A 25,857-nucleotide genomic window follows, 5' to 3' on the forward strand; every position below is an offset into this window, starting at 1 on the left:
TACCTCATTTGTAGGTTTTGTAGTTGAGTGAGGAAAGCTGTATTTTAAGAATGACACCATTCTTAAAGAGATAATTCATTACCGTCAGGGAGAGCAGTTCTGTTACCAGTACGCTCCAGGCAGCACCTGTTAATCCCCAGAAACGGATGAAAAACCAGTTGGTTATTACGCTAATCACCACCAGTAAAACAATCTTAACCAGCAGATAATTAAAACCACCTTCTTTCACCATATAGCGGTAAGCTACTGTTCCCATTGCCGAAAAGCAGGTTGCCAATGACAATAACGTAACGAGGTTTCCCGATTGTGTGTAGTCATGCCCATAAAGGGTAGTGATGATCTTTTCGCCAAACAGCGCGACGACAAGAAGCATCAAAAATGAAACTGCCATAACATAGCCATTCAGCCTTGCGGCCAGTTTTACTGCCACATCCGCGCGCTCCCTGAAAATCTCAGAAAAACAGGATGTAATGATTGCCACTGGAATAAAGATCCAGGAGGCAGAAATCGTATTGGCGGCGGTAAACAGCCCCAGCTCGTGCGCTGACCCCCAGCCCACCAGGAAAAACTGCGCCAGCTTCACCTGTATCGAAATAAACACGCTGGATATAGCCAGCGGTAAGCCCGCATGCAGCAGATAACGCAGATAGCTTCTGTGCTTGCGTTTAGGTGGTGGGCTGATGCTGTTTGCCTGATAGAAGCGGCTACGCTTGATCACGTAAGGCACCAGCGTGACGGCCACTATAGAGAACGAAAGCAGCAGAGGGCTGAGCTTAAACCACGCTACCAGAAAACTGATCGCAAAGCTGATGAGCATACCGGTGGCATTGGCAACCGTATTCATCCGTGATTCCAGCCGGGCGTTGTTATATACGCTGAAAATATCCTGGGTAACAAACATCGCAGAGAGAAACGATGCGATAGCGAAAACCAGGAAGTTTTCCCGCATTTCCAGCCAGACGTAAATTAATACCGGCACGGACAAGAGTAACAACAGAACCATTCGCAGCTGTTTGGTCACCGCCATCAGCCGTATTCCTTTTGCCGCACTTTTGCTGATACTTTTAAACAGAATAGTTTCAGTACCGAAAATCGCAATAGTCTGAACAATTGAAAAAAGTGAGGCAGAAAATGCTATTTGCCCGAATATCGAAGGCCCAAAGGATTTTGCGACATAGGATGTGACAAATATCACACCAAATACGGAAACAACCTTTTCCGACATCATCCAGATGGCGTTTGACATAGCGCTGTGTTTCATCGAAGCATCCTTTGTAAAACTAATCACTTGTTGCAATAACTCGAACATCCATGTTGAAAACGGAAAAGTAACACGCTCAATAAATCTGGCGTTAAAATTGGACCTAAAATTTATAATACGGATTAATCCTAATCCGCGCTTATTCAAAAGCGTTCGTTTTTCCCATCTTCATCACTGAAAATTGTTTTGAAATTTTCCGAAGATAAATCCTGAAGGGTTTTCCCTACGCCACTTTTGGCGCTAATTATCATGGCACAGATTTTACCGCTTACCTGCTGGAGTATTCTGAATTACTCGCTGGCCTTGTTGATGGCATGAGACGAATTTATATCAAAAAGCCGCATATCGAAAGCTAACTCGGGACTTTGGAAATAAAATAGGAGAAATCCCATGATGATATTTCTTCATAATCACTTAACTTAATCGTTGCCATTCAAATCGCGTACTTACACAGGCTGCCCTAATTTATGGAATTATCAGATCCATTCATTATTGCAGTCATTCTCATCACATTATAGTTAAGAAAGGGAAGAGCATTTATGAGAAAGTCACGATATACCGAAGAGCAAATCACCAGCGCTATTAAAGCATCTGAATGCGGTGTAAAGGTGAAAGAAATTTGTGACGAACTGGGCATATCTGAGGCGACTTTTTACAGCTGGAAGAAAAAATTTGCCGGCCTTTCCTCTGAGGAAGGGAGGAAAATCAAGGAGTTAGAAGAGAAAGTTCATAGTATGGAGCGTGAGTTGCAGACTCTGTTATCAGATAAGGAGATGCTGCAAAGCGTTCTGAAAAACTTCTTTACTACCAATGACAAACGTCAGGCAGTTAATTATTTGCAGGATACTTTTGATATCGGCACCCGCCGCAGCTGCCGTTTGTTGGATATAAGTCGCAGTGTTTACCACTATCCCTACAATGTAGAAAATCATTAATTGAGAGCAACTTCACATTTCATTATTACTTGCAGGACCAAATTAAAATATTTCCAATGCTAATTGAAAAGTACGAACCCATTTCAGGGAGACGCTTTTTTGTGATGAGTTAGTTGTCATTATCGTCCCCTAACCAGCTGTTCATTTATTCATCACCAGCTAAAAACCTTTCAAATTCAAGTTCTTATGAGCGCATTTATCTTTGAATCCAAAGATAAATGCGCCTTTCATGACATTAATTCCGCTAACGATAAGCACAGAAAACAACCATACTACTTTAAATTCCATAAACTTTTTCTTTTTATGAATGGTTCAGGAATTTGATCGTTCTGGCGAATTTCCGCTCTTTCTGCTACGCCTCATTCCAGTCACAAACCCCGTATTGCGCAGACCGACAGGGATAAAGCATCAGCTTTGCTACCACAAATTAAGTAGAGCTACTTATGCATAGCTGCATTTGCGGTTAAAAAACAGACAAAACAGAATCCTTAACCTGGGCATTTCTAATGTTTTAAGCGAATTTAAAGCGCTTTCCTGACCTTTCCCAGAGCAGAATATTTGAGTTAAGTGTGGTTTTACTTTACATAAAGCGTCTCAAAAAATGCAATTTTGCCATTAAGTAGTCGCTGTTGACTGTCCAAAAACAGCGCTAATATCATTAGCGATTATTCTTATAGCGGAACAATTAATTACTGTGCCAGGCAGAAAGAGACTATATGCAGGCCCTGGGCGGCTCGGCATAGTCTTAAAAATACGTCTTGCATCACAGTTCCTGCAAAATAACGGCGGTCTTTACGGCCAGCCAGGAGAAAGGGAGTCGGTCAACTTATCAGCATAAATCTATTTATCAGTAACGACTTTAATGATGACGGGTTCAGGTTTAATGCGCGTGGCGACAACTACCCCCGCAATCAGAGAGAGGATCCCGCAGAGAGTCAGCAGAGGCGGCCAGCTCTGGCGAATAAGAAAGGTATAAGCCAGCCCGGCAAGGATTTCGAACACGATCAGCGGCCCCACCAGCACGGTAGGCAGTCGTTGGCTCGCTTCATTCCAGCATAATGCCCCCAGCCAGGAACAAAACAGCCCAATCGCTATCATTAAAGGCACAAAGCGCCCCGGATGCGGCCCAAAAGGCAGCGGGAAATCGGGCTGAGTTATCTGCAATTGCAGACTCACTAACAGATAGCCCGCTATCGCCAGCGGCAGGGTAGCAATGCCCTGCGCCGTTGCCCAGGTGCTCGCCTTTTTCTCCGGATGCTCCCGCAGCCAGCGAGCGTTACGTAGTGGGTACCATGTCCAGCAGATCATCGCCATGATGGCCAGCGCAATGCCGCTGAGATAGCGCCACAGATCGGTCTGAGCAACACTTCCCGTTAACTCTGCGATATTGACGCACACCAGGCCGCCCGCAATCAATATCAGAGCCGGTGTCAGCTTACGCCAGGACAGTCTGCCTTCATGATGCCCATAAAGCAGGTTGGCGCTGACGGATATCACCACCGGAAGCGTACCAATAATCATTGTTGAAACCGGGGCGCCGGTGCGCTGGATAGCGTTTGCCAGAAAGGTGTAATAAAGAAGATTACCGACCAGGGCCAGTTTGAGTGCTTCACTCCAGTCGCTGCGCTTAAGCTGACGCAGGCGTTTCCAGTCACGCCAGGCAAGCGGCAGTGCGATCAGGCCAAATGCGAGATAACGGGCAACAGACTGCAACGCCCCAGGGTAATCAGGCACCAGTAAAGGACCAACAAAAATCAGGCCCCACATCATTCCGGCAGCCAGAGCAAACAATACACCTGCAAACATAGAAACCTTCTTTTCAACAAAAGAGAGGCACATTGTCGGTATGGGGAGTGTAAAAAGCTTGTAGCAAATTGCTATCGCCTGCTGGCGATGACCTGCTTATGGTAACGCGCGGGGGTAATGCCATAGCGGCCGGCAAAAGTTTTTGTCAGATGAGCCTGGTCGCTTAACCCCACCATGACCGCCACGTTCGCCGCAGAGATCCCTTGTGTGAGCAGCGTTTTGGCGTGGTAAAGACGAAAGGCCATAAGCATTTGGTGAGGAGTCACATGGAAATGCGCTTTAAACTGACGCTGGAAATGGTAAGGGCTGAGTGAAACCAGGCTGGCCAGCTCTGCAAGAGAATGCGTGTCGGCCAGATTTTCGCGAAGTGAGTCTTTAACCAGATCGAAACGGTGTTGAGCTTCAGCAGGCAATTTCTCCGCAATGCGGGCATGAGGGCGGAGAAGTTCAGTCAGCGAAAGCAGCAAGCTGTCCCGCGCCAGCGGATCGGGCGCTTGCCATAACGCAGCCAGCAAACCAGAGAGCTGTGTCGCCCGCAGCGGATCAAACCGCACTGCGTCAGTAAACCACCAGCCCTTCTCACCCGTTAACGCTTCAAGCTGCTGTGGCTCAATATAGATCATCCGGTATTGCCACCCCTCTTCAGCAGCTGATTCACCGGTGTGCAGTTCGTCCGGGTTCATTAATACCAGCGATTGGGCAGGGGCAAGATGCTGAACACCGCGATAACGGAAACGCTCGGCCCCCGCCACAATCGTGCCGATGCCGAAAGCTTCATGCGTGTGCGGTTCAAAGGCATAGCGGGAGATATGGGCATGATAAAGCTCCACGCCCGGCAAGCCCTCAAGGTGGCGAAACTGGGCGCGATCTTTTTCATCGCTGAACTGCGCTGGCACACCCTGCACTTGACTCTCCGACAGAGAAAGAAGAAAGGATAAGCTTACGACGTTTGCTCAGGGCGATCCATTTTTGCCGTTTGCCCGGCTGATTTGCCTTAACTCTTCCGCAAGATAAACGCCGCCTCAACGACTAGGAATCTTCTTAAGTCGAACAGAGATGTTTACCAAATGTTGAGCGTCAGAGTGGTTGACTGTTGTTTTCCCACTGGATAAGCCGCTATGTCTGATACCACTTTACTTCCCCACCAGGAAACGAATCTCTCCTTTTTTCTCTCGCTGATCACCGGAAAATTCAAGCCGGGAAAATTGTGGTATGACCGCGAATATCGCATCAAATATCTGTTCCGTTCTCTTGCCGTGCCGGCCACAACCTGGAAGATAGTAAAAGCCATTACCGGGGAGCCGGTGATGCGCGATATTTTGCCCGTTCAGCATACGCTGCCCAGTAAAATACACCGCCCTTACCTTTACAGCGGCATGCCGTCAGCCGATCGCGCTGACGCGATTATCAACCACTATCGCTATGTAAAAGATTTGCCCATACCGCGCCTTCGTCAGGCAATGCTCACCAGCCAGGGCGTGGATTTAATCACGTTCGCGGGAAAGAGCGGCGAGACGTTCACCATTACGCTGGCCTGCACCGGTCGTTGTGAAAGAGAAGGGGAAGTCAATCTGCTGTTCCGGCGTGAAGGGGTTCAGCTGGCGATGCTGACCTTTGCGGTCACGGAAAGTCATGGCAAAAAAGTGGCGATGATTGGTGGCATCCAGGGCGCCCATCGGGATACGCCGCACGAGCTGATCCGCGAAGCGACCAAAGCCTGTTACGGGCTGTTCCCAAAACGTTTACTGATGGAAACGCTGAGCCTGATTTGTACCGCCACCGGCATTGAAAAAATCGAAGCGGTCAGCGACAACGGGCATATCTTCCGCAGCCTGCGTTACCGGCTAAAAAAACGTCAGCTGTTCCACGCCAGTTACAATGAATTCTGGCAGACGCTGAACGCGCAGCCGCTTTCAGACAAACTTTACGCCCTGCCGCTCAGCTTCCCACGTAAGCCGCTGGAAGAGATAGCCAGTAAAAAACGGTCAGAATACCGTAAACGTTATGAGCTGCTGGATGACATACAGAAGCAGTTCAGTGAGGCGATTGCCTGAGATAAACGGGGGAAATAGCCCTGTAAAACGGGCTACTTGTTCTCTTTTTCGACGTCGTCGATTCGCCAGCCTGCCGCTTCTTTATGCAAAGTGATCAGCAAAAGCTGTTGATCGGCAGCATCGTTGCCCAGCGTTACGTCTCCGGTAGCGGTCGTACCGTTCAGGGTAAAATGCCCCACTTCCACATGATCTACCCAGCCGTCGCTGTAGTCCTGATCCTGAAGAAAATAGTCATCATCCATGCCGTCCGGGCTTTTGATCAGCACGTTGATTTTTTGAAGAAGCCGTGGCGTAACAAAGGTGTTGAGTTCAGGATCGTGTTCATCGATCGGACTTTCATCTTTACTTAAAGCCGTTAAGTACCAGCTGTAAAAATTTCTGCTGGTCGCTTCGGGATCGCTGTTCTGTTCCGCTGCCGTTACCTGCCAAGCCAACAGGGCCATCACTGACGCCAGTAACCATTTTTTCATCTAATGCCATCTCTACCCGGAAAGTTCGGAACGCTCTGCTAATTTACCCTTTCACGCTGCGCTTTGAGCAGAAATTCGCTTTTTTTTTAGTAACTTTTTATACGGATGTGCCTCCCGCACCTTCAGAGAGCCTGTTTTGCTCAGCCCTGCCCGCCTCCTGGCCGCAAGCGGCAGGCTTCAGGAAAGCAAAATGGCTGAAAACTGACAATAACTGAGATAAACCGCGGCAAATGGACATTACTTATTTTCCTTAACAAATAACCCGGCATTCCGGCAACCTGTTTTCCAAACGGGCCTCTTTTTTCACTACAATCAGGTTTTGCAGGCAACGGCGTAATTTTGCCTGTGTAATCAGAACCTCGGGGAGAAGAGATGCAACAGATGTTGATAAAGAGTAAGCGAAACAGAACGCATCTTGAAGATCGCCATTTAGCTCTGGTACTCGCTACCGCAGCTGGCCTGCTGAACGCGATGGCGCTGGGCGCGTTCGGCTTTTTTCCCTCACATATGTCGGGTAACACCTCGCAAATCTCAACGGAAGTCTCTTCCTCTGATTTAAGCGATCTGCTGATCCTGGCGGCCATTATTGTCGCGTTTGTTGCGGGTTCGGTCACTTCCCGTCTGCTGGTGATCACCGGGATTAAAAACAGTATCAGAACGATATTCAGCCTGATTTTGTTGCTGGAGGGGGTGGCGCTGATCCTGTTATCGCTGTTTGAGCAGTTCTTCTACTCTTCCAGCCATAATAACGAAATGATAGTGCTGCTGGGATTCCTGATGGGCATTCACAACGCCACCTCTACCCAGCTCTCTAATGGTCGTGTGCGATCCACCCATATTACCGGCACGTTAACTGACGCGGGCATAGCCCTGGGGTCCGTATTAAGCGCGCTGATGCGGCGCGATTTCTCGAAAGATTTAAAGGCACAGCGCAGCCAGCTGTTCACCCACCTGGTGACGATTTTTTCGTTCCTGGCGGGTGGGATTGGCGGCCTGTTGCTGTTTAAGTTCTTTGGCTTTACCGCCATGATCGCCGTCGGCGCTTTTCTGGCGCTGGTGTCGTTAAGTTCCATCGCGCTTACGCTGCTGATGGCAAAAAAACGCACCCTGAAGCCAGAGGTTTTATGAGGTTTTCAGAAGCTCTTTCTGATAAACCGGGTAATCAGTAAATCCTTCACTTGTTCCACCATAAAGCGTGGCGGCATGATGATTGTTCAGTGGCCAGCCATTGGCGATGCGTTCAGGCAGATCGGGGTTAGCGATAAAGGGGCGTCCAAAGGCAATCAGATCGGCCAGATCCTCCTCAACCAGCCTGGCGCCCCGCTCCGCCGTGTAGCGACCGGCATAAATAATACGCCCGCTGAAAACAGCCCGGATTTCGCGGCGGAAAGCTTCAGGCAGATCCGGGGCATTTTCCCAGTCTGCTTCAGCTACAGAGACATATGCCACACCGGCGCTTTCCAGTATTTTCACCGCTTCCACATAGGTCTTATGGGGGTCTTTCTCGACCAGCCCGATATAGACACGATCTTCATCGGTGCTGGTAAACAGCGGGGTAAAACGGACGCCCAGACGTTCTGGCCCGATGGCATCACTGATAGCCTGAACGATTTCACGCAGAAATCTCAGTCTGTTTTCAACAGAACCGCCATATTCATCGGTACGCTGGTTGGCATGCTCCGAAATAAACTGATTAACCAGATACCCGTTTGCAGCATGAATTTCCACGCCGTCGAAACCGGCACTGAGCGCATTTTTTGCCGCCTGCGCATAGAGGCCGACAAGACTTTTAATCTCTGAGTGAGTCAGTTCACGGGGCGCAGAAGGCGCGACCAGCGTTCCTGTATTCGGCCCGGTTTCAATAAAAGCTTTTACTTTCTCCGCCATAATGGCAGAAGGCGCTACGGGCGCGCCCTCTTCTGGCTGCAAAGCGGAATGAGAGACGCGCCCCACATGCCAGAGTTGTGCAAAAATGATCCCCCCTTCGGCGTGCACCGCACGGGTGACTTTTTTCCAGCCCTCAATCTGCTGCTGGCTGTAAATGCCCGGTGTCCAGGCATAACCCTGACCACGAGGTTCGATTTGCGTCCCTTCGCTGATCATAAACCCTGCGCTGGCGCGCTGGCGATAATACTCCGCCATGAGATCGGTGGGCACATTCCCTGGCTGGGCGCTTCTCTGCCGCGTAAGAGGCGGAAAGACAATCCGGTTCTTAAGCGTATAGGGGCCAAGGCTGGTGGTAGCGAACAAAGCTTTATGATTCATGTCGTTTTCCAAAATTATCATCGAAAGGGTGGCCAGAGGTAAATTCTGCCGTTTGCGTTTTAACGCCTGTTCCGCAGGCTGCCTGATATAATCAACAGGATTTGAGTGACCGGTCGTAACGCGACAGATATAGATTAGACCGGTCGTCTAAAATCGGGGCAAACCCCTGTTATTTGTCATCAGAGCCGCTCCAGGTGTGATGACCTTACGATTACTGCGATAAGCTTTTTGCCGCTTTCTCAATCAGGGCAGCTACTTTTTCCGGCTGCGAGGCGTAAATGGCGTGACTGCCCTTCAGCTCCGTCACGCTGCTGTGCGCACGCTGAGCCATAAAGCGCTCCAGCTCAGGATTGATGGCGCGATCTTCCGTGGAGACCACCGCCCAGCTCGGTTTGCTTTTCCATGCCGGTGCGCCTGCCGGTGTGTTAAAGGCCGCCGCCGCCGTCATAACCTGAGAGCGCGCCATAAAGTCAGCCTCTTTTGCCGGCAGGTCGGCAGCAAAGTCTGCGTGGAAATTTTCAGGTTTCAGATAGAGATAGTGATCGGCGGTCTCGGTAATCGCCTTGCTGGCCGGCGGGTTTTTGCCGGCAAGGGTCAGCAGCGACTCGCCTTTCTCTGGCTGGAAGGCCGCCACATACACCAGGCCCGCCACCGACGGGTCATTTCCCGCCTCGCTGATAATCATGCCGCCGTAGCTGTGGCCCACCAGCAGCGTTTTTCCTTTCTGTAATGCCAGCACGCGACGGGTCGCGGCAACGTCATCAGCCAGCGAGGTTTCCGGCTCCTGCACCACGGAAACGTTATAGCCCTCTTTGCCCAGAATACGCGCCACCGGTAACCAGCCAGAGCCGTCAGCAAAAGCACCGTGCACCAGCACCACGTTTTTCACCGGTTCAGCCACTGAAGCCTGAGCAAAGGTGGAGAGGAACAAACTTAATGCCAGGGAGGTCAATGATTTTTTAAACATGATTTTTCTCGCAAATGTCTGGAGCCGCCCCGGTTCACTGACCGGCAGAGGCGCGTTCACGCATGAACAGGATTATGCAGAGGAGGCGTGCCGTCAGGCCGCCTCCTCACCGCCGGGTGTTATTCAGCCAGCTGCTTAAGAAGCTGTGCCGCCGTGGCCGCAGAAGAGGTCGGGTTCTGACCGGTAATCAGCAGGCCGTCGCTGACGACATAGGAACTCCAGTCCGCGCCTTTGGAGTAGAGGCCGCCTTTGGCAATCAGTTCGTCTTCCACCAGGAAAGGCACAATCCGGGTCAGGCCGACCGCTTCCTCTTCGGTATTGGTGAAGCCGGTGACCTTTTTACCCTGAACCAGCGGCGCGCCCTCAGGCGTTTTGACGTGGCGAAGCACGCCGGGCGCATGACAAACCAGCGCGACGTTTTTGTTTGCCGCCAGGAAGGCCTCGATTAATGCGATGGAGTGCTTGTCTTCCGCAAGATCCCACAGTGGGCCGTGGCCACCCGGATAAAAGACCGCGTCGTAATCGGCCTGCGACACGCTGTCCAGGCGGACCGTTTCGGCCAGCTGCGCAATGGCGTCGGCGTCGGCCTCAAACCGGTGCGTCTGCTCAGTGCGGAAATCAGGCTCGTTGCTTTTAGGATCTAACGGCGGGTTGCCCCCTTTTGGCGAAGCCAGGGTGACTTCTGCGCCCGCATCTTTAAAGGCGTAGTAAGGCGCTGCCAGCTCTTCAAGCCAGAAACCTGTTTTGCGTCCGGTATCACCCAGCTGATCGTGTGAGGTCAGAACCATAAGAATTTTCATTTGTGACTCCTGCAATATAGTATTTAAAGTTTGATTAGACCGGTCGTCTAGTTGCAAGGTAAAAAAAACAGTCCGGCCTGGTTAAATAATCTCTGTAAGAACTCTTTTACTTTTCAGTTCAACACCGGTCTGTACTCTTGCTTACCCCCGGTTGATGTCTCTAAGCTAACATCCATTAGACCAGTCGTCTACAAGTAATTTGCTTCTTTTTTCTCTGCTGCCTGACTCGCCAGGGTTCAGAGAGAGGCTAACCCAATGAAAGCAATATTTTCAAAGGGTTGCCTCAGAGACTTTTTATGTCTGGCAGAAATCAATCGAGCGTTTTTGCCCAGACGGCCTGCGCGTTAGTGAATTCACGTAACCCAAAGTGGGAAAGCTCGCGGCCATAGCCGCTCTTCTTCACGCCGCCAACGGGTATCCTGGCGTTAGTGGCAGAAAATCCATTGATAAAGACCCCGCCCGTTTCCAGCCGACGTGCGATACGCTGCGCTCGTGTTAAGTCACTGGTCCAGAGATTGCCGCCTAAACCATAATCGCTGGTATTAGCCAGCAGAATGGCATGCTCTACGTTGTCGGCAATGGTGATAGCGGCCACCGGACCAAACGTTTCTTCATCAAATGCAGCCATACCCGGAGTGACATTACCCAATACGGTAGGTTCATAAAAATTGCCGCTTCCCTCTATTTTCTTTCCGCCCAGAAGCAACGTTGCTCCGGCTGCAAGGGTACGTTCTACCTGCTGGTGCAGCTCCTCCCGCAGATCTTTCCGCGCCATTGGGCCAACGTTATTAAGCGGGTCAAGCGGGTCGCCAATCTTCAGCTGCCTGACGGCGGCGATAAATTTCTGGGTGAATTCTTCAGCTACAGGCTTTTCCAGAATAAAACGCTTGGCCGCCAGACAGACCTGGCCTGCATTCTGGAACCGCGCTTCTACAGCCGCCTTCACTGCCAGTTCGATATTCGCATCAGCAAGCACAATAAACGCGTCTGAACCACCCAGCTCCAGCAGACTCTTTTTCAGCGCCTTGCCGGCGATTGACGCAACGGCAGAACCTGCACGCATACTTCCGGTCAACGTGACCGCTGCTACACGGTCATCTTCTATAACCCGTGCCACGGTATCGTTATCAGTAATAAGATTGGCAAAGAGTCCTGCCGGGAAGCCTGCGCTCTCATAGGCATCCTGTAAGGCATAAGCCGAGCCCATAACATTCGGCGCATGCTTAAGAATAAAGCCGTTGCCTGAAAGCATAATCGGCCCGGAGGCGCGGATCACCTGCCACAGCGGAAAGTTCCAGGGCATAACGGCCAGAATGGAGCCAACAGGCAGATAGGAGACATGCACCCGATCGTCATTCTCAACAGAGACAGGTTCGTCAGCGAGGATCGCCGGGCCGTTGTCCGCAATCCAGTCAAGAGTAGCGGCACATTTCTCTACTTCCCCACGGGCGGCGGCCAGCGTTTTTCCCATTTCTGCGGTAATGATCCCCGCCAGGCTTTCTGTGCGTTCCCGCAAAATCGCCGACAGGCGACGATAAGCAACGACGCGTTCAGACATTGGGGTGGCACGCCACAGACGAAAAGCCGCGTTATTTGCCGCCAGCAGGCTTTCCACCTGCTCAGCGGTCTGGAATGCATAGGTCGCTATTAACTCATCAGTCGCAGGATTACGTGAAGTCGCGACGCTGACGGCAGGGGGAGTCACTGGAATCGGTTGAGATGACATGATGTTGCCTCCGGGTGGTTTAAGAGAGCACGTTGTGTGCTGCTGTGAATCCACTTTAGGCGGGTCAGATCATCCCTGGAAGGCGTCTTGTTATCCTATGACTCGCTGTCACTGGCAACGTGTCGTGGAATATAAGTCACCAGCGAAAGGTCGGGACGCCCCTCTGGCGTTAAGGCGACATAGGTGAATTCAATATGACCCGAGGTAGGATGTAAAAGCCGCTTGCTGCCCTCGCCCATGCCCTTCACTTCCGTATCCTGCCACCACTCCTGGAATTCCGGGCTTTGTTCAGAAAGCTCCTGAATAAGGTTGTCGAATGGCGCTTTATTCTGCGCATGCGCCCGTGAAGCGCGGAACACAGAGATCATCCCTCTCGCCATTTGCTCCCAATCCAGGATCAGCGTGCGGTAGGGCCGGTACAGAAACAGCAGGCGCAACGTATTGCGCTCATGGGGTTGCAGCGAACCATAATCGATAAACAGCTCTGCAATGGCATCATTCCAGGCAAGAATATCAAGCCGGGTATTGCGGATATAGGCCGGGATGGGGTCGATAGCCCGAACCAGACTCTCCAGCCCTTCGCTGACGCCATCATCAACCGTACGAGGCAGGGGTTCTTCACGGGGTGAAAGGGCAAAAAGATGGGAAGACTCAATTCTGTCGAGCCTGAGGACTTTGGCTATACGTTGCAGGGCATCGGCGGAGGGCTTAATCTCTCTGCCCTGCTCCAGCCAGGTATACCAACTCACGCTGACGCCAGCCAGTACCGCCACTTCTTCACGCCGTAAACCTGGCGTGCGGCGCGTCCCTGCGGGCATGCCAAATTCCTGCGGGTTCAGACGCGCCCGCCGGCTTACGAGGAAAGCGCCCAGTTCACGACGCTGTTCCGGAGAGGTTTTTTTTACCATACAGCGTTTTATCCTTTAGCTTAATCATTGATGAGAGCTATCTTTTTCTGTGCGCATCGCCTGAAAAATCTTATCGCAAAAAGGAAAGGGTTAACATGTCCTCCCCGGAAATCCAACTGAAAGAGTTGCTTCAACAGCTAACCCTGAAAGATTTTCCAGCTATTTCAGTGGCTGTTGGTAAAGGCCACCACCGAGTCTGGCAGGCTTCGGCAGGCTGTTGCGATCTTCAGCATTCGATAAAAATCACCCCCGATACCGGTTTTGGCATCGGCAGCATTACCAAGGTGTTTGTTGCAGTAATCATTCTTCAGTTAACTGAAGAAGGCTTACTCTCGCTTGATCTGCCGCTGTCACACTGGTTAGAAAAAAGCTTTTTGTCAGGGATCGCCAACGCAGAAACCGTCACTGTCCGGCAACTGCTGTCACACTATACCGGAATACCGAGCTGGGAAAATCAGCCCGCATGGATTGGCGCTGCCCGCGGTAAAGGGATAGAACCAGAAAAGCGATGGTCACCCGCAGAAGCGATTGAGTATATCCGCGGGAAAGAGCCATTGTGCCGTCCGGGTGAACAATTTAATTATTCCAATACAAACTTTACGCTGCTGGGATTATTAATCGAACGGGTCACACAGAATAGTTTTGAAACAGAATTATACAGAAGGATTATCGGGCCGCTTGCGTTAGAGAATACCTGTTTAGCAGGCGCTGCACTTTCTGCGCCTTTAAAAATAGCCAACAAATATCATCATGCCGACGCCAGCTTTATAAAAAATGCCGGACTTTCCCCCTGGTTTAAGCCAGCCAATAATAATCTTATTGACGTTTCTGCCAACAACCTCTCTGTAGAATGGGCGGCTGGAGGCATAATTTCAACGGCGCAGGATCTTATCAGTTTTATTCTGGCATTGAAAAATGGCAGGCTGCTGAATGCCCAAAGCTGGCAGGAAATGCAGAACTGGATGCCAGCCGACAACGCCAGTATGGGATTGAGTCTGTTCAGAGCGGAGACAAATAACGGCAGAGCAACAGGACATGGCGGCAACGTATTGGGTTTCAGTGCCTGCGCATGGTGGTATGAAAAAACGGATTGTGCCATCGTCATCCTGACAAATCTGGGTTCAATGCATGCCGATCCAGAGGCCAACTGCGCAAGTAAGTTATTCCGGGAATCAGAAATTGGCCGGCTGGCGCAGGAGATATGCGCGCTGAGTTAAAACTAAAGCTCTGGCGGTTACTGCGCCGATGCCCGATGAGTTGCCCAATATTTGATTTATTACATTTATGCGCTGCTTATGAGTCATGCACAGACTTACCTGAATCGCTGGCTGGTGCCGAATAAACTGAGGGTGCAATCAGACACAAAATCCGGGCATATCAATCGTTGAATTATCTCCATATGGGGGATAAACTACCCCATAGTTGGGGATAGGTGACATCATGCATGCGACATTTATTGAGCTTTCCAGCTTCCAGAAATACCGGGCTGAATATCTGAATGATGATCAGTTCAGGCTGTTTCAGAACATGTTGCTGGCCGACCCTGAAAAGGGCGATGTGATCCCTGATACAGGCGGGCTACGTAAAGTTCGTTTCAGGGATGAGCGCCGGAACAAGGGCGCAAGGGGCGGGATCAGGGTTATCTATTACTGGACGAACGAAAAAGGCCAGTTCAATCCTGTTTACCCTCTACGATAAAGATCAGCGCGATGATCTGACCAAACAGCAGCGTGATGCCCTGGCGGATGCGCTGAATGTGATTAAAAAGGGGCTGAGACATGACTAAACGCGATATTTTCAGTGAACTGATGGCGGGTATGCAGGAGCTTAAAGATCATCAGGATGGTAAGATCACGCTCAAAAGCTACAAGGTCAGCAAACGCCCGCCCATCACCATTGCACCGCAGGAGCTGCGCAACGTGCGCGAAAAACTCAACCTGTCACAGGCAGTTTTTGCCCGCTATCTTCACACGGGTGAAACCACATACCAGAACTGGGAGCAGGGAAGAGCCAGGCCTAACCCACAGGCCGTTTTGCTGATCCGCATGGTAGAGCAGAACCCGGAAACCCTGCATACCCTCGCCCAGCTCTGATGCGCCCGTGACTGAACAAACCGCGCTGAATGGCGCGGTTTTTCTTTATATTCCCTGTACGCTCTGGAGAGCAGCCCTTTGGGGAGCATAAAGCCGATGCTGCCGCACCAGCTTTTCCCGTCCGCCCCTATATGGTCACTGCGCTGCGTTTATATTTCCTGCTGGCGCGCTTTCTGTTTTCTGCTCTTCTGGGATGGCACCGGCAGGTAACACTGAGCTGCGCTATCGCCAGAAGTAAGCTCTGGAGACCGGGTTATCACCGCAGCGACGGCACAGAACCAGAGTGCGTTGCGCCAGAACTCCGATCATTCAGGTTGCTGAATTAATTAACACAAGTGTTTCCCGGAGCGGCTTTTCCAGCAAGGTAATGGCATGCGCTTCCGAACGAATATTTGTATAGCCCAGAACCAGACCGTAGCGTTTCTGCGACTGGCTGTACCAGCTGGAAAGAGGAAAGACCTGAAGATTATGCTTCTGCCAGATAGCTGCAAGCGGCACATCCTGTACGCCTTTGCGAAGAAAGGCCACGATATGCATGCCGCCATCTGTCAGTTCATAATAAAAAATATCAGAATAGAGTGCATGCAATGCGCCGAGCATTATCTCTCTTCGCTGCTGATAAAGAGTGCGCATTCTTTTTATATGTTTAAAAAAATGCCCTTCACTGAGAAACATACTGAGTATTTTTTGAGGTAATAAAGGTTGGCCGGCCTCTATAATTTCCCCCGTTTCCCGGAAACGCTGGATGGTATCCGGTGGCATAACAATGTAACCAATACGCAGCGCGGGCATGATGGTTTTACTGAAGGTTCCGATATAAATCACCCGTTCATTGATATCAAGGCTCTTTAATGCAGGTATAACTTTACGGGTGTAGTGAAACTCTCCGTCATAATCATCTTCAACAATCCAGCCTTGATTTTCACTGGCCCACGCCAGCAATTCATGTTTTCGCGGTAAAGAGAGGGAAACGGCCAGGGGGCTTTGATGAGTCGGGGTTATGATGACAAAACGCGCATCATGATGGTGTTTCTTAAAATAACAGGTATCCAGCCCCTGCTGATTTACTGGCGAGTAATGCAGGTTTGAAGCAATACGTTTGAGCAGCTTCTGGCCAAAAAAATAGCCTGGGTCTTCCATCACCACTTTATCGTTATGCTGAGCCAGTGATTGCAGGATTAAGCGAATATTTGTGCGATAGCCATTAGTCACAAATAGCTGTTCAGGCGTGCAGGTTATCCCGCGTGAGATTTGCAGGTAGCTGGCCAGTGCCTCACGCAGGGGGGCATAGCCCATCAAAGGCTGGTTGGTCATCTCTTCCGGACGCAGTGAACGGGCCGCTTTACCAGAAAGTAACAGCCATTTTTTAAAAGGGAATTCATCAAGGGCCGGAATGCCCAGCCGGAGATCCCCGCTGCCGTCCCGCAGATCGAGGATCTCATTGATACCCGCATCCGCCACTTTTGCTTCAACAGGGCTACTGACAGCACTCACCTTTAAATCCGGGTTAACCCTTGTTCCTCTGGCCCCCTGACTGACAATGTATCCTTCACCCACAAGGATAGCGTAAGCAGATTCAACGGTTTTTCTGGCAACTTTTAACTCTTCCGCCAGCACCCGGATTGCCGGAAGTTTGTCACCCGGCTTAAGCAGCCCGGTGATGATCAGCTGACGATACTGCTCATAGATGCCTCTGTATCCCATCTGGATGTCCTACCTTTATTTACGCCTTTTGTATCTTTTTAATAAATCCTGTCCGGTTACTATTTCCCTACCCAGACAAGCTACCCGGCCTTCAAAAGAGTTTTCTGCCAGCAAGCAATATACGCTCTGTAAATAAGAAAGGTTATACAGAAGAGAAAAACGGCTTGCAGAATATAACGCTTTAACTGTGATTAAAAAGTGTATATGTGCTTTGTGCTTATTCAACGGAAAGCTAAACGGGGCATCAGGTGAATTTTTTAAACGCCAGGAAATAACTGACGCCGGAGAAGGTGATTATGAAATTATTACATATTAAAGTCAGCCCTGATACAGAAGGTTCTGCTTCACGTGCCGTATCGACCCTTCTGGCGGAAAAATTAAAAAAACATTACAGGGGACTGACAGAAACGGTGGTGGATTTATCCGTGGCGCCCTTGCCTCATCTGGACGCACTTACTATTGGTGCCTTTTTTACCCGAGCCGAAAACCGCACTCCGGAGCAGCGCACCGCAGTTGCGCGCTCTGATGAAATGGTTGATTTACTGCTGGAAAATGACCTTGTCATTATCTCTTCACCTATGTGGAATTTGGGGCTGCCTTCGGTTCTGAAAGCCTGGTTTGACCATATCACCAGAGCGGGCCGCACTTTTGGTTTCTCTGAAACGGGCACCAAATTTGGGCTTGTTACAGGCAAAAAAGTCTATGTCGTGGTCGCCAGCGGCAGCATTTTTACCCATGCCCCTTCCATGCACGATGACCAGTTCACACCCTATATCAGAACGGCGCTGACCTATATCGGCATTACAGACATAGAGTTTATTCGTATAGAGGGAACGCACGATCCGCGTAACCGCGAAACCGCTTTACCTTCCGCCATCCAGTTTGTTAACCACCTTCCAATTAACTGAGGACATTATTATGAGTACTCGAGTAAATCATTTCAAAACGGTACCGGCGTTAATCAAATCGCTCTCCGGCGTTACGCAGGCCTCTCACGCTACGTCTGTCGATCGGGTCATTAAAGATCTGATTGATATCAGAGCTTCCCAACTGAATGGCTGCGCTTTCTGCCTGGACATGCACGTTAAACAGGCAAAAATTAATGGTGAGCGCGAACTGCGTATTTATCACCTTCCAATCTGGCGGGAGTCGCCTCTCTTTACGGCCAAAGAGAAAGCGGCACTGGCGCTGACGGAAGCGCTGACCCGCATTAGTGACCATGGCGTTACGCAAGAGGTTTATCTTTCAACACAGGAGCATTTCTCTGACGTTGAAATTTCAGAGCTGACCTTTGCCATTTCAATTATTAACAGCTGGAACCGGTTGCAGCTTATTTCACAGATGGCGCCGGGTTCACAGGATAGCGCCTATGGACTGGAGCGGGCTAACCTGCAATAAGTCGCCAGATTTGGGCAAGAAATATGCCGGGGTCAGCATTCTGCTTCAGCCCGACTGGCATCCGTGATAACTGCTAACTGCCCGCACAGTGCGGGCAGAACGGAAGTCACGCCAGCGAGCGGTACATTCTGGTTTATAAATTCGCGTGTTAAGTTATTTATGGTTTTTCCCTCAGCGAAGATAGTTGATTTATGCCGGTGGTGACTGGCAGCAGTAAACTATCCAGGAAAGTGTGCCTTCCGCCAAACCCCCAGCAACCAGGCTGCCGCTAAAGAAAAACTATACTCCTTACTCTATGCAGATAAGGAGAAAAGTATGTTTGCAGGATTTACCCAGCAGGAAGTTACGCTTTCTGAAGCCGTGCTTAACGTACGTTATGGCGGCAATGGCCCACCGGTGCTGTTACTGCATGGCCATCCCCGTACTCACGCAACCTGGTCAAAGGTCGCCCCGCTGCTTGCTCAATCCTTCACCGTGGTGTGCCCGGACTTACGCGGTTTTGGTCGATCTTCCATACCCGCTGACTTACCCGATCATGCAGGCTCCTCTAAAAAAGCAAAAGCCCGCGATTGTATAGAGCTGATGAGCTTTCTCGGCTTTGAGAAATTTGCGTTAGTCGGGCATGACAGAGGAAGTTATACCGCCTACCGCACCGCTTTAGATTATCCCGAAAAGATTACGCGCCTGGCGGTACTGGAATGCGTTCCCATACTCGAAGCACTGGGGCGATGTAATGAGAAATTTGCCCGCCAGTGGTATCACTGGTTTTTCTTTGCGCAACCTGAAAAGCCGGAGCGGGCTATCCTGGCCGATCCTGACCAGTGGTACGGCGAGCGTCCGGAAACGATGGGAGATGAAGAGTATGAAGAGTTCAGACGGGCGATACATGATCCAGCCACAGTACATGGGATGATTGAAGATTACCGAGCCGGATTGTCTGTAGATAGACAGCATGAACTTCAGGACCGTCAGGCAGGCAGAATGATTAAGTGCCCTCTGCTCATGCTGTGGGCTGAGCATGATGACCTGGAAGAGATCTATGGCGATATTCCTGCCATCTGGAGACGCTGGGCGCATAATGTGCAGGGTAAGAGCATTAACAGCGGCCACCATATGGCCGAAGAGGCTCCCGAAGAGCTTGCGGCTGTACTGCGGCAGTTTCTTTTATCCTCTGAGTAGTGTTCAGCCAGCTAAATGCCCTGCCCACGTGACAGGAAAAGGTGAACTTTATGCGTGTGGCAGAAGCATAAAGCGTTTATTCACCGGTTAACACCGGCCAGATAATCAATCAATTTTATTGAATAATTTCAGCAAATTGTTCAGCTTTTAAACATTCATGTTTGCGCCTATTATGAATTTATCGAGGCGGAACGGCCTCTTAATAAAATTATCTCTGAGGAATTAAACATGAAAACCATCAAAACTTTCGTTGCAGTTGCCGCTCTTTCCCTGATCTCTTTCGGCAGCTTTGCCCAGAGCATTACCGTTTCAGCCCCTACTCTTGACGATGCTGAAGCGCAAATTTCTGCTCAGGCTCTGCAAGCTGGCGCAACTTATAAAATCACCGGTGCACGTGTTGATAACGGTGCTTACGTATCGGCTGAACTGATTAAATAAGCGTCCGGCGTTAAAGCACTACCGCGATAATGAAACAAAAAACCCTGCCTGAGCAGGGTTTCACGGTTTCCAGAATAAACCAGGGCGATTAGCTGCCGATCGGCCGGACTATCATTCATCGGCTTCGGTGAGTGTAGCTCTGACGTGAGGGAGGCTCTGCGGATAATTTTGCTGAATAAACTCAATCATTTTCTCACGTACGTGACAGCGTAAATCCCAGGCTATGGGTGAGTTCTGCGCGGTCATCAACATTCTGATTGTCATGGTTTTCTCATTAGTATCAGTAACCTGAAGCACCTGAGTTTGTTGATCCCATAATTTTGTCTCACTGAGGACTTTTTCAAAATGCTTACGCAGAGGCTCTAAAGGCATGGTGTAATCAACATAAAGAAAAACAGAGCCTAATATTTGTGCGTTATTACGCGTCCAGTTCTGGAAGGCATTTTCTGTAAAGTAGGTTATAGGCAGCACCAGTCGGCGCAGGTCCCAGATACGCACAACAACATAAGTCAGGTTGATCTCCTCAATCCAGCCCCACTCTTTTTCAACCACTACCGCATCATCAATTTTTATAGGTTGCGTAAAGGCTATCTGAATACCGGCAAACAGGTTGACAAGCGACTTCTGCAAGGCAAACCCAATGATTATTCCGGCTACCCCCGCACCGGCCAGGATGGTTGTGCCAAATTTTCGAATGCCAGGGAAACTGAGTAGTATCAGAGAAACACAGAATGAGACCAGCAGGACAATAGCGACCTTTTTTACATATATTATCTGAGTACGAACTTTACGGGCGCGAAGGTTATTTGAAAGATTAATGTCATAGCGTATAAAAAGCATATCCTGCACAACATTGGTCAGTCGAATTAAAATCGAGCAAAATGATAATATAATGAATATATTAACGATATTGGTAATAATATAGAGATAACTGGGGTGAATGTTAATATAATTAACGCCAATATTTATTAACATCAACGGAATGAAAAGAAACATCGATCCACGAAGATTTTTTTCAAGGGATTTGAATAGCTTTCGGTCACGCTTCTGCCAGTAGCGAATAAACACGAGAAGTATAAATCGGGCCAGGAACCCCACTGCAAATGAGAGAGTGACGAGCAATACAGCAGGCACCCATGATGGCGCACCAGATAACTCACCGAATATCATTGGCATTTTTTTCCCTTATATTCAGACAACAATTTATAGTTGTCATATCAGTAATAAAATTTCAGTAACCGTTGTCTTCCCGATTATCTGCATATTCATTGGTTAACGCACATAAGTTCAGATAACTGACGTTTAACGCCAAATATCCATGAAAATAAACCAATATAAAGGGTAGCATAAACGCCACTGACCTCACTCAGTTGGCTGAAGAAGCCTGAGAAGCTGGCGGCTCTACTCCGGCAGTCTGCTTTGGTATAGGGATAGCCTTCAGCCGGATCGATACCGTTTCAGAGGGACAGCGCAAGGTTAGCGCCCTGTGGCTGGCAGGATATAAAGTGCTTACCGAGCGGTTAAAAGCGGCCTGATTATCATTCAAATTTATTGAATAATTTCAGCAAATTGTTCAGCTTTTAAACATTCATGTTTGCGCCTATTATGATTTTATCGAGGCGGAACGGCCTCTTAATAAAATTATCTCTGAGGAATTAAACATGAAAACCATCAAAACTTTCGTTGCAGTTGCCGCTCTTTCCCTGATCTCTTTCGGCAGCTCTGCCCAGAGCATAACCGTTTCAGCCCCTACTCTTGACGATGCTGAAGCGCAAATTTCCGCTCAGGCTCTGCAAGCTGGCGCAACTTATAAAATCACCGGTGCACGCGTTGATAACGGTGCTTACGTATCGGCTGAACTGACTAAATAAGCGTCCGGCGTTAAAGCACTACCGCGATATTGAAACAAAAAAACCCTGCCTGAGCAGGGTTTCACTGTTTTTATGGAACGATGACTGTAATGAGCTTCCTCAGAAAGGAATATCGTCGTCAAAATCCATTGGCGGTTCATTGTTAGCCGGAGCGTTATTCTGCTGTGGCTGCTGCGGACGGGACTGCTGGCCGCCGCTGAACTGGTTGTTGCTGCCGCCCTGCGGCTGCTGAGGCTGGCCCCAACCGTTGTTGTTGCCCTGGCCACCGCCGCCTGCCGGTGCGCCTGCACCGCCACCCTGACGGCCACCCAGCATCTGCATGGTGCCGCCGACGTTAACCACCACTTCCGTGGTGTATTTCTCTACGCCAGCCTGGTCAGTCCATTTGCGGGTCTGTAGCGCGCCTTCGATATAAACCTGGGAACCTTTACGCAGGTATTCACCCGCCACTTCCGCCAGCTTGCCAAACAGCACAACACGGTGCCATTCGGTTTTCTCTTTGGTTTCGCCGGTCTGCTTGTCACGCCAGCTTTCAGACGTGGCCAGGGTAATGTTGGCAACGGCGCCGCCATTCGGCATGTAGCGAACTTCCGGGTCTTGACCCAGGTTGCCCACCAGGATCACTTTGTTTACGCCTCTGCTGGCCATGTTGGTGTCTCCGATAATTGTTCTGCTTTAAGTCTAAGCCGGAAATTCTAACATGCCACTCTTTGAGATCCTACTTTCAGATTGGGATCGAAAAGGGTTTATCAGGCTTGCAACGTTGCAGGTTGCGGCCTGAGAAGGATCGGAAAATTTTCCGGTCAGGCGCCGGTCAGGATCAGGATCCTGGTGTGCTCTGCTGGCAAAACACTGGTTATCCATATAGGTTTTTTTGTGCCATAATAACAGGCTTCATTCTGACCGTGCCTGCACGGTGAGGTCTGTGTTAATCCGGGAATTGTGAATGGATAAGATCGAAGTACGGGGTGCACGCACCCATAATTTGAAAAATATTAACCTGATCATCCCTCGCGACAAACTGATCGTTGTCACAGGCCTGTCAGGTTCCGGTAAGTCCTCGCTGGCGTTTGATACGCTCTATGCCGAGGGGCAACGCCGTTACGTGGAATCTCTCTCTGCCTATGCGCGCCAGTTTCTCTCCCTGATGGAGAAACCGGACGTTGATCATATTGAAGGGCTTTCGCCTGCCATTTCCATCGAGCAGAAATCCACGTCACATAACCCGCGCTCCACCGTGGGAACAATCACTGAAATCCATGACTACCTGCGCCTGCTGTTTGCCCGCGTGGGTGAGCCTCGCTGCCCGGATCACGACGTGCCGCTGGCTGCACAAACCGTCAGCCAGATGGTGGACAACGTGCTGGCTCAGCCGGAAGGCCGCCGCCTGATGCTGCTGGCGCCTGTTATCAAAGATCGTAAAGGCGAGCACACCAAGACGCTGGAAAACCTGGCGTCACAGGGCTATATCCGCGCCCGTATTGATGGTGAAGTGTGCGATCTGTCCGATCCGCCAAAGCTTGAGCTGCAAAAAAAACACACCATTGAAGTGGTGGTAGACCGCTTTAAAGTGCGCGAAGACTTACAGCAGCGTCTGGCGGAATCCTTTGAAACCGCGCTGGAGCTTTCTGGCGGTACCGCCGTTGTGGCTGATATGGATGATGAAGCGGTCGAAGAACTGGTGTTCTCCGCTAACTTCGCCTGCCCGGTCTGCGGCTACAGCATGAGCGAGCTGGAACCGCGCCTCTTCTCCTTCAACAATCCGGCCGGTGCCTGCCCAACCTGTGACGGCCTGGGCGTACAGCAATATTTCGACCCGGATCGCGTGGTACAGAACCCGGAGCTGTCGCTGGCTGGCGGCGCTATTCGTGGCTGGGACCGCCGCAACTTCTACTATTTCCAGATGCTGCGTTCACTCGCCGAACATCTGAAATTTGATATTGAAGCGCCGTTTGAAACGCTGAAGGATCATGCCCGTCAGGTGATCCTGTTTGGTTCCGGCAAAGAGAGCATCGAATTCAAGTACATCAACGATCGCGGCGATACCTCCGTGCGCCGCCATCCGTTTGAGGGCGTGCTGCATAATATGGAGCGCCGCTATAAAGAGACCGAATCTTCAGCAGTACGTGAAGATCTGGCGAAATTTATCAGCAACCGCTCCTGTGCCAGCTGCCACGGAACGCGCCTGAAGCGTGAAGCGCGCCATGTGTTTGTAGAGAACACCACGCTGCCGACCATCTCTGATATGAGCATCGGCCATGCGCTCGATTTCTTCCAGAACATGAAGCTGAGCGGCCAGCGGGCGCAGATAGCTGAAAAAGTGCTGAAGGAGATTGGCGACCGCCTGCGGTTCCTGGTGAACGTGGGCCTGAACTATCTCTCTATGTCCCGCTCTGCCGATACGCTCTCTGGTGGTGAAGCGCAGCGTATCCGCCTGGCGAGCCAGATTGGTGCGGGGCTGGTCGGCGTTATGTACGTGCTGGATGAACCCTCTATCGGCCTGCATCAGCGCGACAATGAGCGTCTGCTGGAGACGCTGGTGCATCTGCGCAATCTCGGCAACACGGTGATTGTGGTTGAGCATGATGAAGACGCTATCCGTGCGGCTGACCACGTGATTGATATCGGTCCGGGCGCTGGCGTACATGGTGGTCAGGTGGTGGCGGAAGGCACCGTAGATGACATCATGGCGGTTGAGGAGTCGTTAACCGGGCAATACCTCAGCGGCAAGCGTGGCATTGCGGTGCCAAAAGAGCGCGTGAAGGCAGATCCCAGCAAGGTTCTTAAGCTGACCGGCGCCAAAGGCAACAACCTGAAAGATGTGACGCTGACGCTGCCGGTAGGCCTCTTCAGCTGCATTACTGGGGTCTCCGGCTCGGGAAAATCCACGCTGATCAACGATACGCTGTTCCCGATTGCCCAGCGTCAGCTCAACGGCGCAACCGTTGCGGAAGCCGCGCCTTATCGCGAAGTCACCGGCATGGAAAACTTCGATAAGGTTATCGATATTGACCAGAGTCCGATTGGCCGCACGCCGCGCTCTAACCCGGCAACCTATACCGGCATTTTCACGCCAGTACGTGAGCTGTTTGCTGGCGTGCCGGAATCGCGCACGCGGGGTTATACACCGGGACGTTTCAGCTTTAACGTCCGTGGCGGGCGTTGTGAAGCCTGTCAGGGTGATGGCGTAATTAAAGTTGAGATGCATTTCCTGCCCGATATCTACGTGCCGTGCGATCAGTGCAAAGGCAAACGCTATAACCGTGAAACGCTGGAAATTAAGTATAAGGCGAAGAATATTCACGAAGTGCTGGATATGACCATTGAAGAGGCCCGCGAGTTCTTTGATGCCGTTCCTGCGCTGGCGCGTAAGCTACAGACGCTGATGGACGTTGGTCTCTCCTATATCCGGCTGGGGCAGTCGGCCACCACCCTTTCCGGGGGTGAGGCGCAGCGCGTGAAGCTGGCACGTGAGCTTTCCAAACGCGGAACGGGCCAGACGCTCTATATCCTTGATGAGCCGACCACCGGTCTGCATTTTGCGGATATTCAGCAGCTGCTGGAAGTGCTGCATAAGCTGCGCGACCAGGGCAATACCATCGTGGTGATTGAGCACAACCTTGATGTGATCAAAACCGCGGACTGGATAGTGGATCTTGGTCCGGAAGGCGGCAGCGGCGGCGGTGAAATTCTGGTTTCCGGCACGCCAGAGACGGTAGCGCTGTGCAAAGAGTCGCATACCGCGCGCTTCCTCAAGCCGTTGTTGGATGTGAAGTAATAACGTTGTCGGGGCGGAGAATTCTGCCCCGACAAATGACACCCTGATGTTTATTGTGTGAAAAATAAAATCTACGCTTTTCAACAAATCACCCATCTTTTAAGGCGATTTTTGCCGCATTCAGCGTAATCGTGCAGGATAAGGCAAGATTTAGACAGGTTCCGGCATACCGCCTTTGCGTTTCGCTAACTATCCTTACTGTTC

Annotated in this window: 23 protein-coding genes; 11 read left to right on the forward strand and 12 right to left on the reverse strand. The window is 50.6% G+C overall.

Going from position 1 to position 25,857, the window contains the following annotated elements:
• Positions 1 to 4: 4 nt before the first annotated feature.
• Positions 5 to 1,261 (reverse strand): MATE family efflux transporter, encoded by a 1,257-nt coding sequence (locus AAH450_RS14035; protein WP_342910837.1) that lies wholly within the window; start codon positions 1,259 to 1,261, stop codon positions 5 to 7.
• A gap of 539 nt (positions 1,262 to 1,800) precedes the next feature.
• Here AAH450_RS14035 and AAH450_RS14040 point away from each other — a divergent pair.
• On the forward strand, positions 1,801 to 2,196 hold the full coding sequence (locus AAH450_RS14040) for a transposase (protein WP_342910761.1): 396 nt from the start codon (positions 1,801 to 1,803) through the stop codon (positions 2,194 to 2,196).
• Positions 2,197 to 3,036: 840 nt separating this feature from the next.
• On the opposite strand, the gene AAH450_RS14045 is transcribed toward AAH450_RS14040, so the two are convergent.
• On the reverse strand, positions 3,037 to 4,002 hold the full coding sequence (locus AAH450_RS14045) for a DMT family transporter (RefSeq protein ID WP_342910762.1): 966 nt from the start codon (positions 4,000 to 4,002) through the stop codon (positions 3,037 to 3,039).
• Between the two features lie 71 nt (positions 4,003 to 4,073).
• Complete coding sequence (locus tag AAH450_RS14050; RefSeq protein ID WP_342910763.1) at positions 4,074 to 4,907, reverse strand: AraC family transcriptional regulator; 834 nt, start codon at positions 4,905 to 4,907, stop codon at positions 4,074 to 4,076.
• A gap of 213 nt (positions 4,908 to 5,120) precedes the next feature.
• On the opposite strand from AAH450_RS14050, the gene AAH450_RS14055 reads away from it, so the two are divergent.
• Positions 5,121 to 6,056: a VirK/YbjX family protein gene (locus AAH450_RS14055; RefSeq protein WP_342910764.1), complete on the forward strand. Its 936-nt coding sequence runs from the start codon at positions 5,121 to 5,123 to the stop codon at positions 6,054 to 6,056.
• 32 nt (positions 6,057 to 6,088) lie between these two features.
• Here AAH450_RS14055 and AAH450_RS14060 read toward each other — a convergent pair whose 3' ends face one another.
• Positions 6,089 to 6,526 carry a DUF3828 domain-containing protein gene (locus AAH450_RS14060; protein WP_342910765.1) on the reverse strand — a complete coding sequence of 146 codons (438 nt, stop codon included), beginning with the start codon at positions 6,524 to 6,526 and terminating at the stop codon, positions 6,089 to 6,091.
• A 372-nt stretch (positions 6,527 to 6,898) separates the two neighbouring features.
• On the opposite strand from AAH450_RS14060, the gene AAH450_RS14065 reads away from it, so the two are divergent.
• Positions 6,899 to 7,654, forward strand: coding sequence for a YoaK family protein (locus tag AAH450_RS14065; RefSeq protein ID WP_342910766.1), 756 nt, complete (start codon positions 6,899 to 6,901; stop codon positions 7,652 to 7,654).
• Here the strand turns inward: AAH450_RS14065 and AAH450_RS14070 are convergent.
• From AAH450_RS14070 to AAH450_RS14090, 5 genes are all read right to left on the reverse strand, one after another.
• Positions 7,649 to 8,791, reverse strand: coding sequence for an alkene reductase (locus AAH450_RS14070; protein WP_342910767.1), 1,143 nt, complete (start codon positions 8,789 to 8,791; stop codon positions 7,649 to 7,651). The genes AAH450_RS14065 and AAH450_RS14070 overlap by 6 nt on opposite strands.
• Positions 8,792 to 9,002: 211 nt before the next feature.
• Positions 9,003 to 9,758 carry an alpha/beta fold hydrolase gene (locus tag AAH450_RS14075; RefSeq protein ID WP_342910768.1) on the reverse strand — a complete coding sequence of 252 codons (756 nt, stop codon included), beginning with the start codon at positions 9,756 to 9,758 and terminating at the stop codon, positions 9,003 to 9,005.
• Positions 9,759 to 9,877: 119 nt separating this feature from the next.
• Positions 9,878 to 10,558, reverse strand: coding sequence for a type 1 glutamine amidotransferase domain-containing protein (locus AAH450_RS14080; protein ID WP_342908934.1), 681 nt, complete (start codon positions 10,556 to 10,558; stop codon positions 9,878 to 9,880).
• A 310-nt stretch (positions 10,559 to 10,868) separates the two neighbouring features.
• Positions 10,869 to 12,284, reverse strand: a complete 1,416-nt coding sequence (locus AAH450_RS14085; protein WP_342910769.1) for an NAD-dependent succinate-semialdehyde dehydrogenase — start codon at positions 12,282 to 12,284, stop codon at positions 10,869 to 10,871.
• Between the two features lie 95 nt (positions 12,285 to 12,379).
• Positions 12,380 to 13,192: a helix-turn-helix transcriptional regulator gene (locus AAH450_RS14090; protein ID WP_318788464.1), complete on the reverse strand. Its 813-nt coding sequence runs from the start codon at positions 13,190 to 13,192 to the stop codon at positions 12,380 to 12,382.
• A 95-nt stretch (positions 13,193 to 13,287) separates the two neighbouring features.
• Here AAH450_RS14090 and AAH450_RS14095 point away from each other — a divergent pair, with 95 nt between their 5' ends.
• Positions 13,288 to 14,409 carry a serine hydrolase domain-containing protein gene (locus AAH450_RS14095; protein ID WP_342910770.1) on the forward strand — a complete coding sequence of 374 codons (1,122 nt, stop codon included), beginning with the start codon at positions 13,288 to 13,290 and terminating at the stop codon, positions 14,407 to 14,409.
• A 561-nt stretch (positions 14,410 to 14,970) separates the two neighbouring features.
• The gene (locus AAH450_RS14100; protein WP_342910771.1) at positions 14,971 to 15,285 is read left to right on the forward strand and encodes a helix-turn-helix domain-containing protein; all 315 of its coding nucleotides are present in this window, start codon (positions 14,971 to 14,973) and stop codon (positions 15,283 to 15,285) included.
• Positions 15,286 to 15,594: 309 nt separating this feature from the next.
• Here AAH450_RS14100 and pdxR read toward each other — a convergent pair whose 3' ends face one another.
• Positions 15,595 to 16,995: a MocR-like pyridoxine biosynthesis transcription factor PdxR gene (gene pdxR / locus AAH450_RS14105; protein WP_342910838.1), complete on the reverse strand. Its 1,401-nt coding sequence runs from the start codon at positions 16,993 to 16,995 to the stop codon at positions 15,595 to 15,597.
• A 290-nt stretch (positions 16,996 to 17,285) separates the two neighbouring features.
• Here pdxR and AAH450_RS14110 point away from each other — a divergent pair, with 290 nt between their 5' ends.
• The 4 genes from AAH450_RS14110 (at position 17,286) to AAH450_RS14125 (ending at position 20,004) form a co-directional block, all read left to right on the forward strand.
• Positions 17,286 to 17,897, forward strand: a complete 612-nt coding sequence (locus AAH450_RS14110) for an FMN-dependent NADH-azoreductase (protein WP_342910772.1) — start codon at positions 17,286 to 17,288, stop codon at positions 17,895 to 17,897.
• Between the two features lie 10 nt (positions 17,898 to 17,907).
• On the forward strand, positions 17,908 to 18,387 hold the full coding sequence (locus AAH450_RS14115; protein ID WP_342910773.1) for a carboxymuconolactone decarboxylase family protein: 480 nt from the start codon (positions 17,908 to 17,910) through the stop codon (positions 18,385 to 18,387).
• A gap of 315 nt (positions 18,388 to 18,702) precedes the next feature.
• Complete coding sequence (locus AAH450_RS14120) at positions 18,703 to 19,566, forward strand: alpha/beta fold hydrolase (RefSeq protein WP_342910774.1); 864 nt, start codon at positions 18,703 to 18,705, stop codon at positions 19,564 to 19,566.
• Between the two features lie 228 nt (positions 19,567 to 19,794).
• The gene (locus AAH450_RS14125; RefSeq protein WP_342910775.1) at positions 19,795 to 20,004 is read left to right on the forward strand and encodes a YdgH/BhsA/McbA family protein; all 210 of its coding nucleotides are present in this window, start codon (positions 19,795 to 19,797) and stop codon (positions 20,002 to 20,004) included.
• Between the two features lie 111 nt (positions 20,005 to 20,115).
• Here the strand turns inward: AAH450_RS14125 and AAH450_RS14130 are convergent, their stop codons facing one another.
• Positions 20,116 to 21,180 carry a mechanosensitive ion channel family protein gene (locus AAH450_RS14130; protein ID WP_342910776.1) on the reverse strand — a complete coding sequence of 355 codons (1,065 nt, stop codon included), beginning with the start codon at positions 21,178 to 21,180 and terminating at the stop codon, positions 20,116 to 20,118.
• 485 nt (positions 21,181 to 21,665) lie between these two features.
• Here AAH450_RS14130 and AAH450_RS14135 point away from each other — a divergent pair, with 485 nt between their 5' ends.
• Positions 21,666 to 21,875: a YdgH/BhsA/McbA family protein gene (locus AAH450_RS14135; RefSeq protein ID WP_342910777.1), complete on the forward strand. Its 210-nt coding sequence runs from the start codon at positions 21,666 to 21,668 to the stop codon at positions 21,873 to 21,875.
• A gap of 99 nt (positions 21,876 to 21,974) precedes the next feature.
• Here the strand turns inward: AAH450_RS14135 and ssb1 are convergent, their stop codons facing one another.
• Positions 21,975 to 22,523 (reverse strand): single-stranded DNA-binding protein SSB1, encoded by a 549-nt coding sequence (gene ssb1 / locus AAH450_RS14140; protein ID WP_306208595.1) that lies wholly within the window; start codon positions 22,521 to 22,523, stop codon positions 21,975 to 21,977.
• A gap of 298 nt (positions 22,524 to 22,821) precedes the next feature.
• On the opposite strand from ssb1, the gene uvrA reads away from it, so the two are divergent.
• On the forward strand, positions 22,822 to 25,653 hold the full coding sequence (gene uvrA, locus AAH450_RS14145; protein WP_342910778.1) for an excinuclease ABC subunit UvrA: 2,832 nt from the start codon (positions 22,822 to 22,824) through the stop codon (positions 25,651 to 25,653).
• The last annotated feature ends 204 nt before the right edge of the window (positions 25,654 to 25,857 follow it).

It is taken from the genome of Erwinia magellanica, from assembly GCF_039023495.1.
Taxonomy (GTDB): Bacteria; Pseudomonadota; Gammaproteobacteria; order Enterobacterales; family Enterobacteriaceae; genus Erwinia.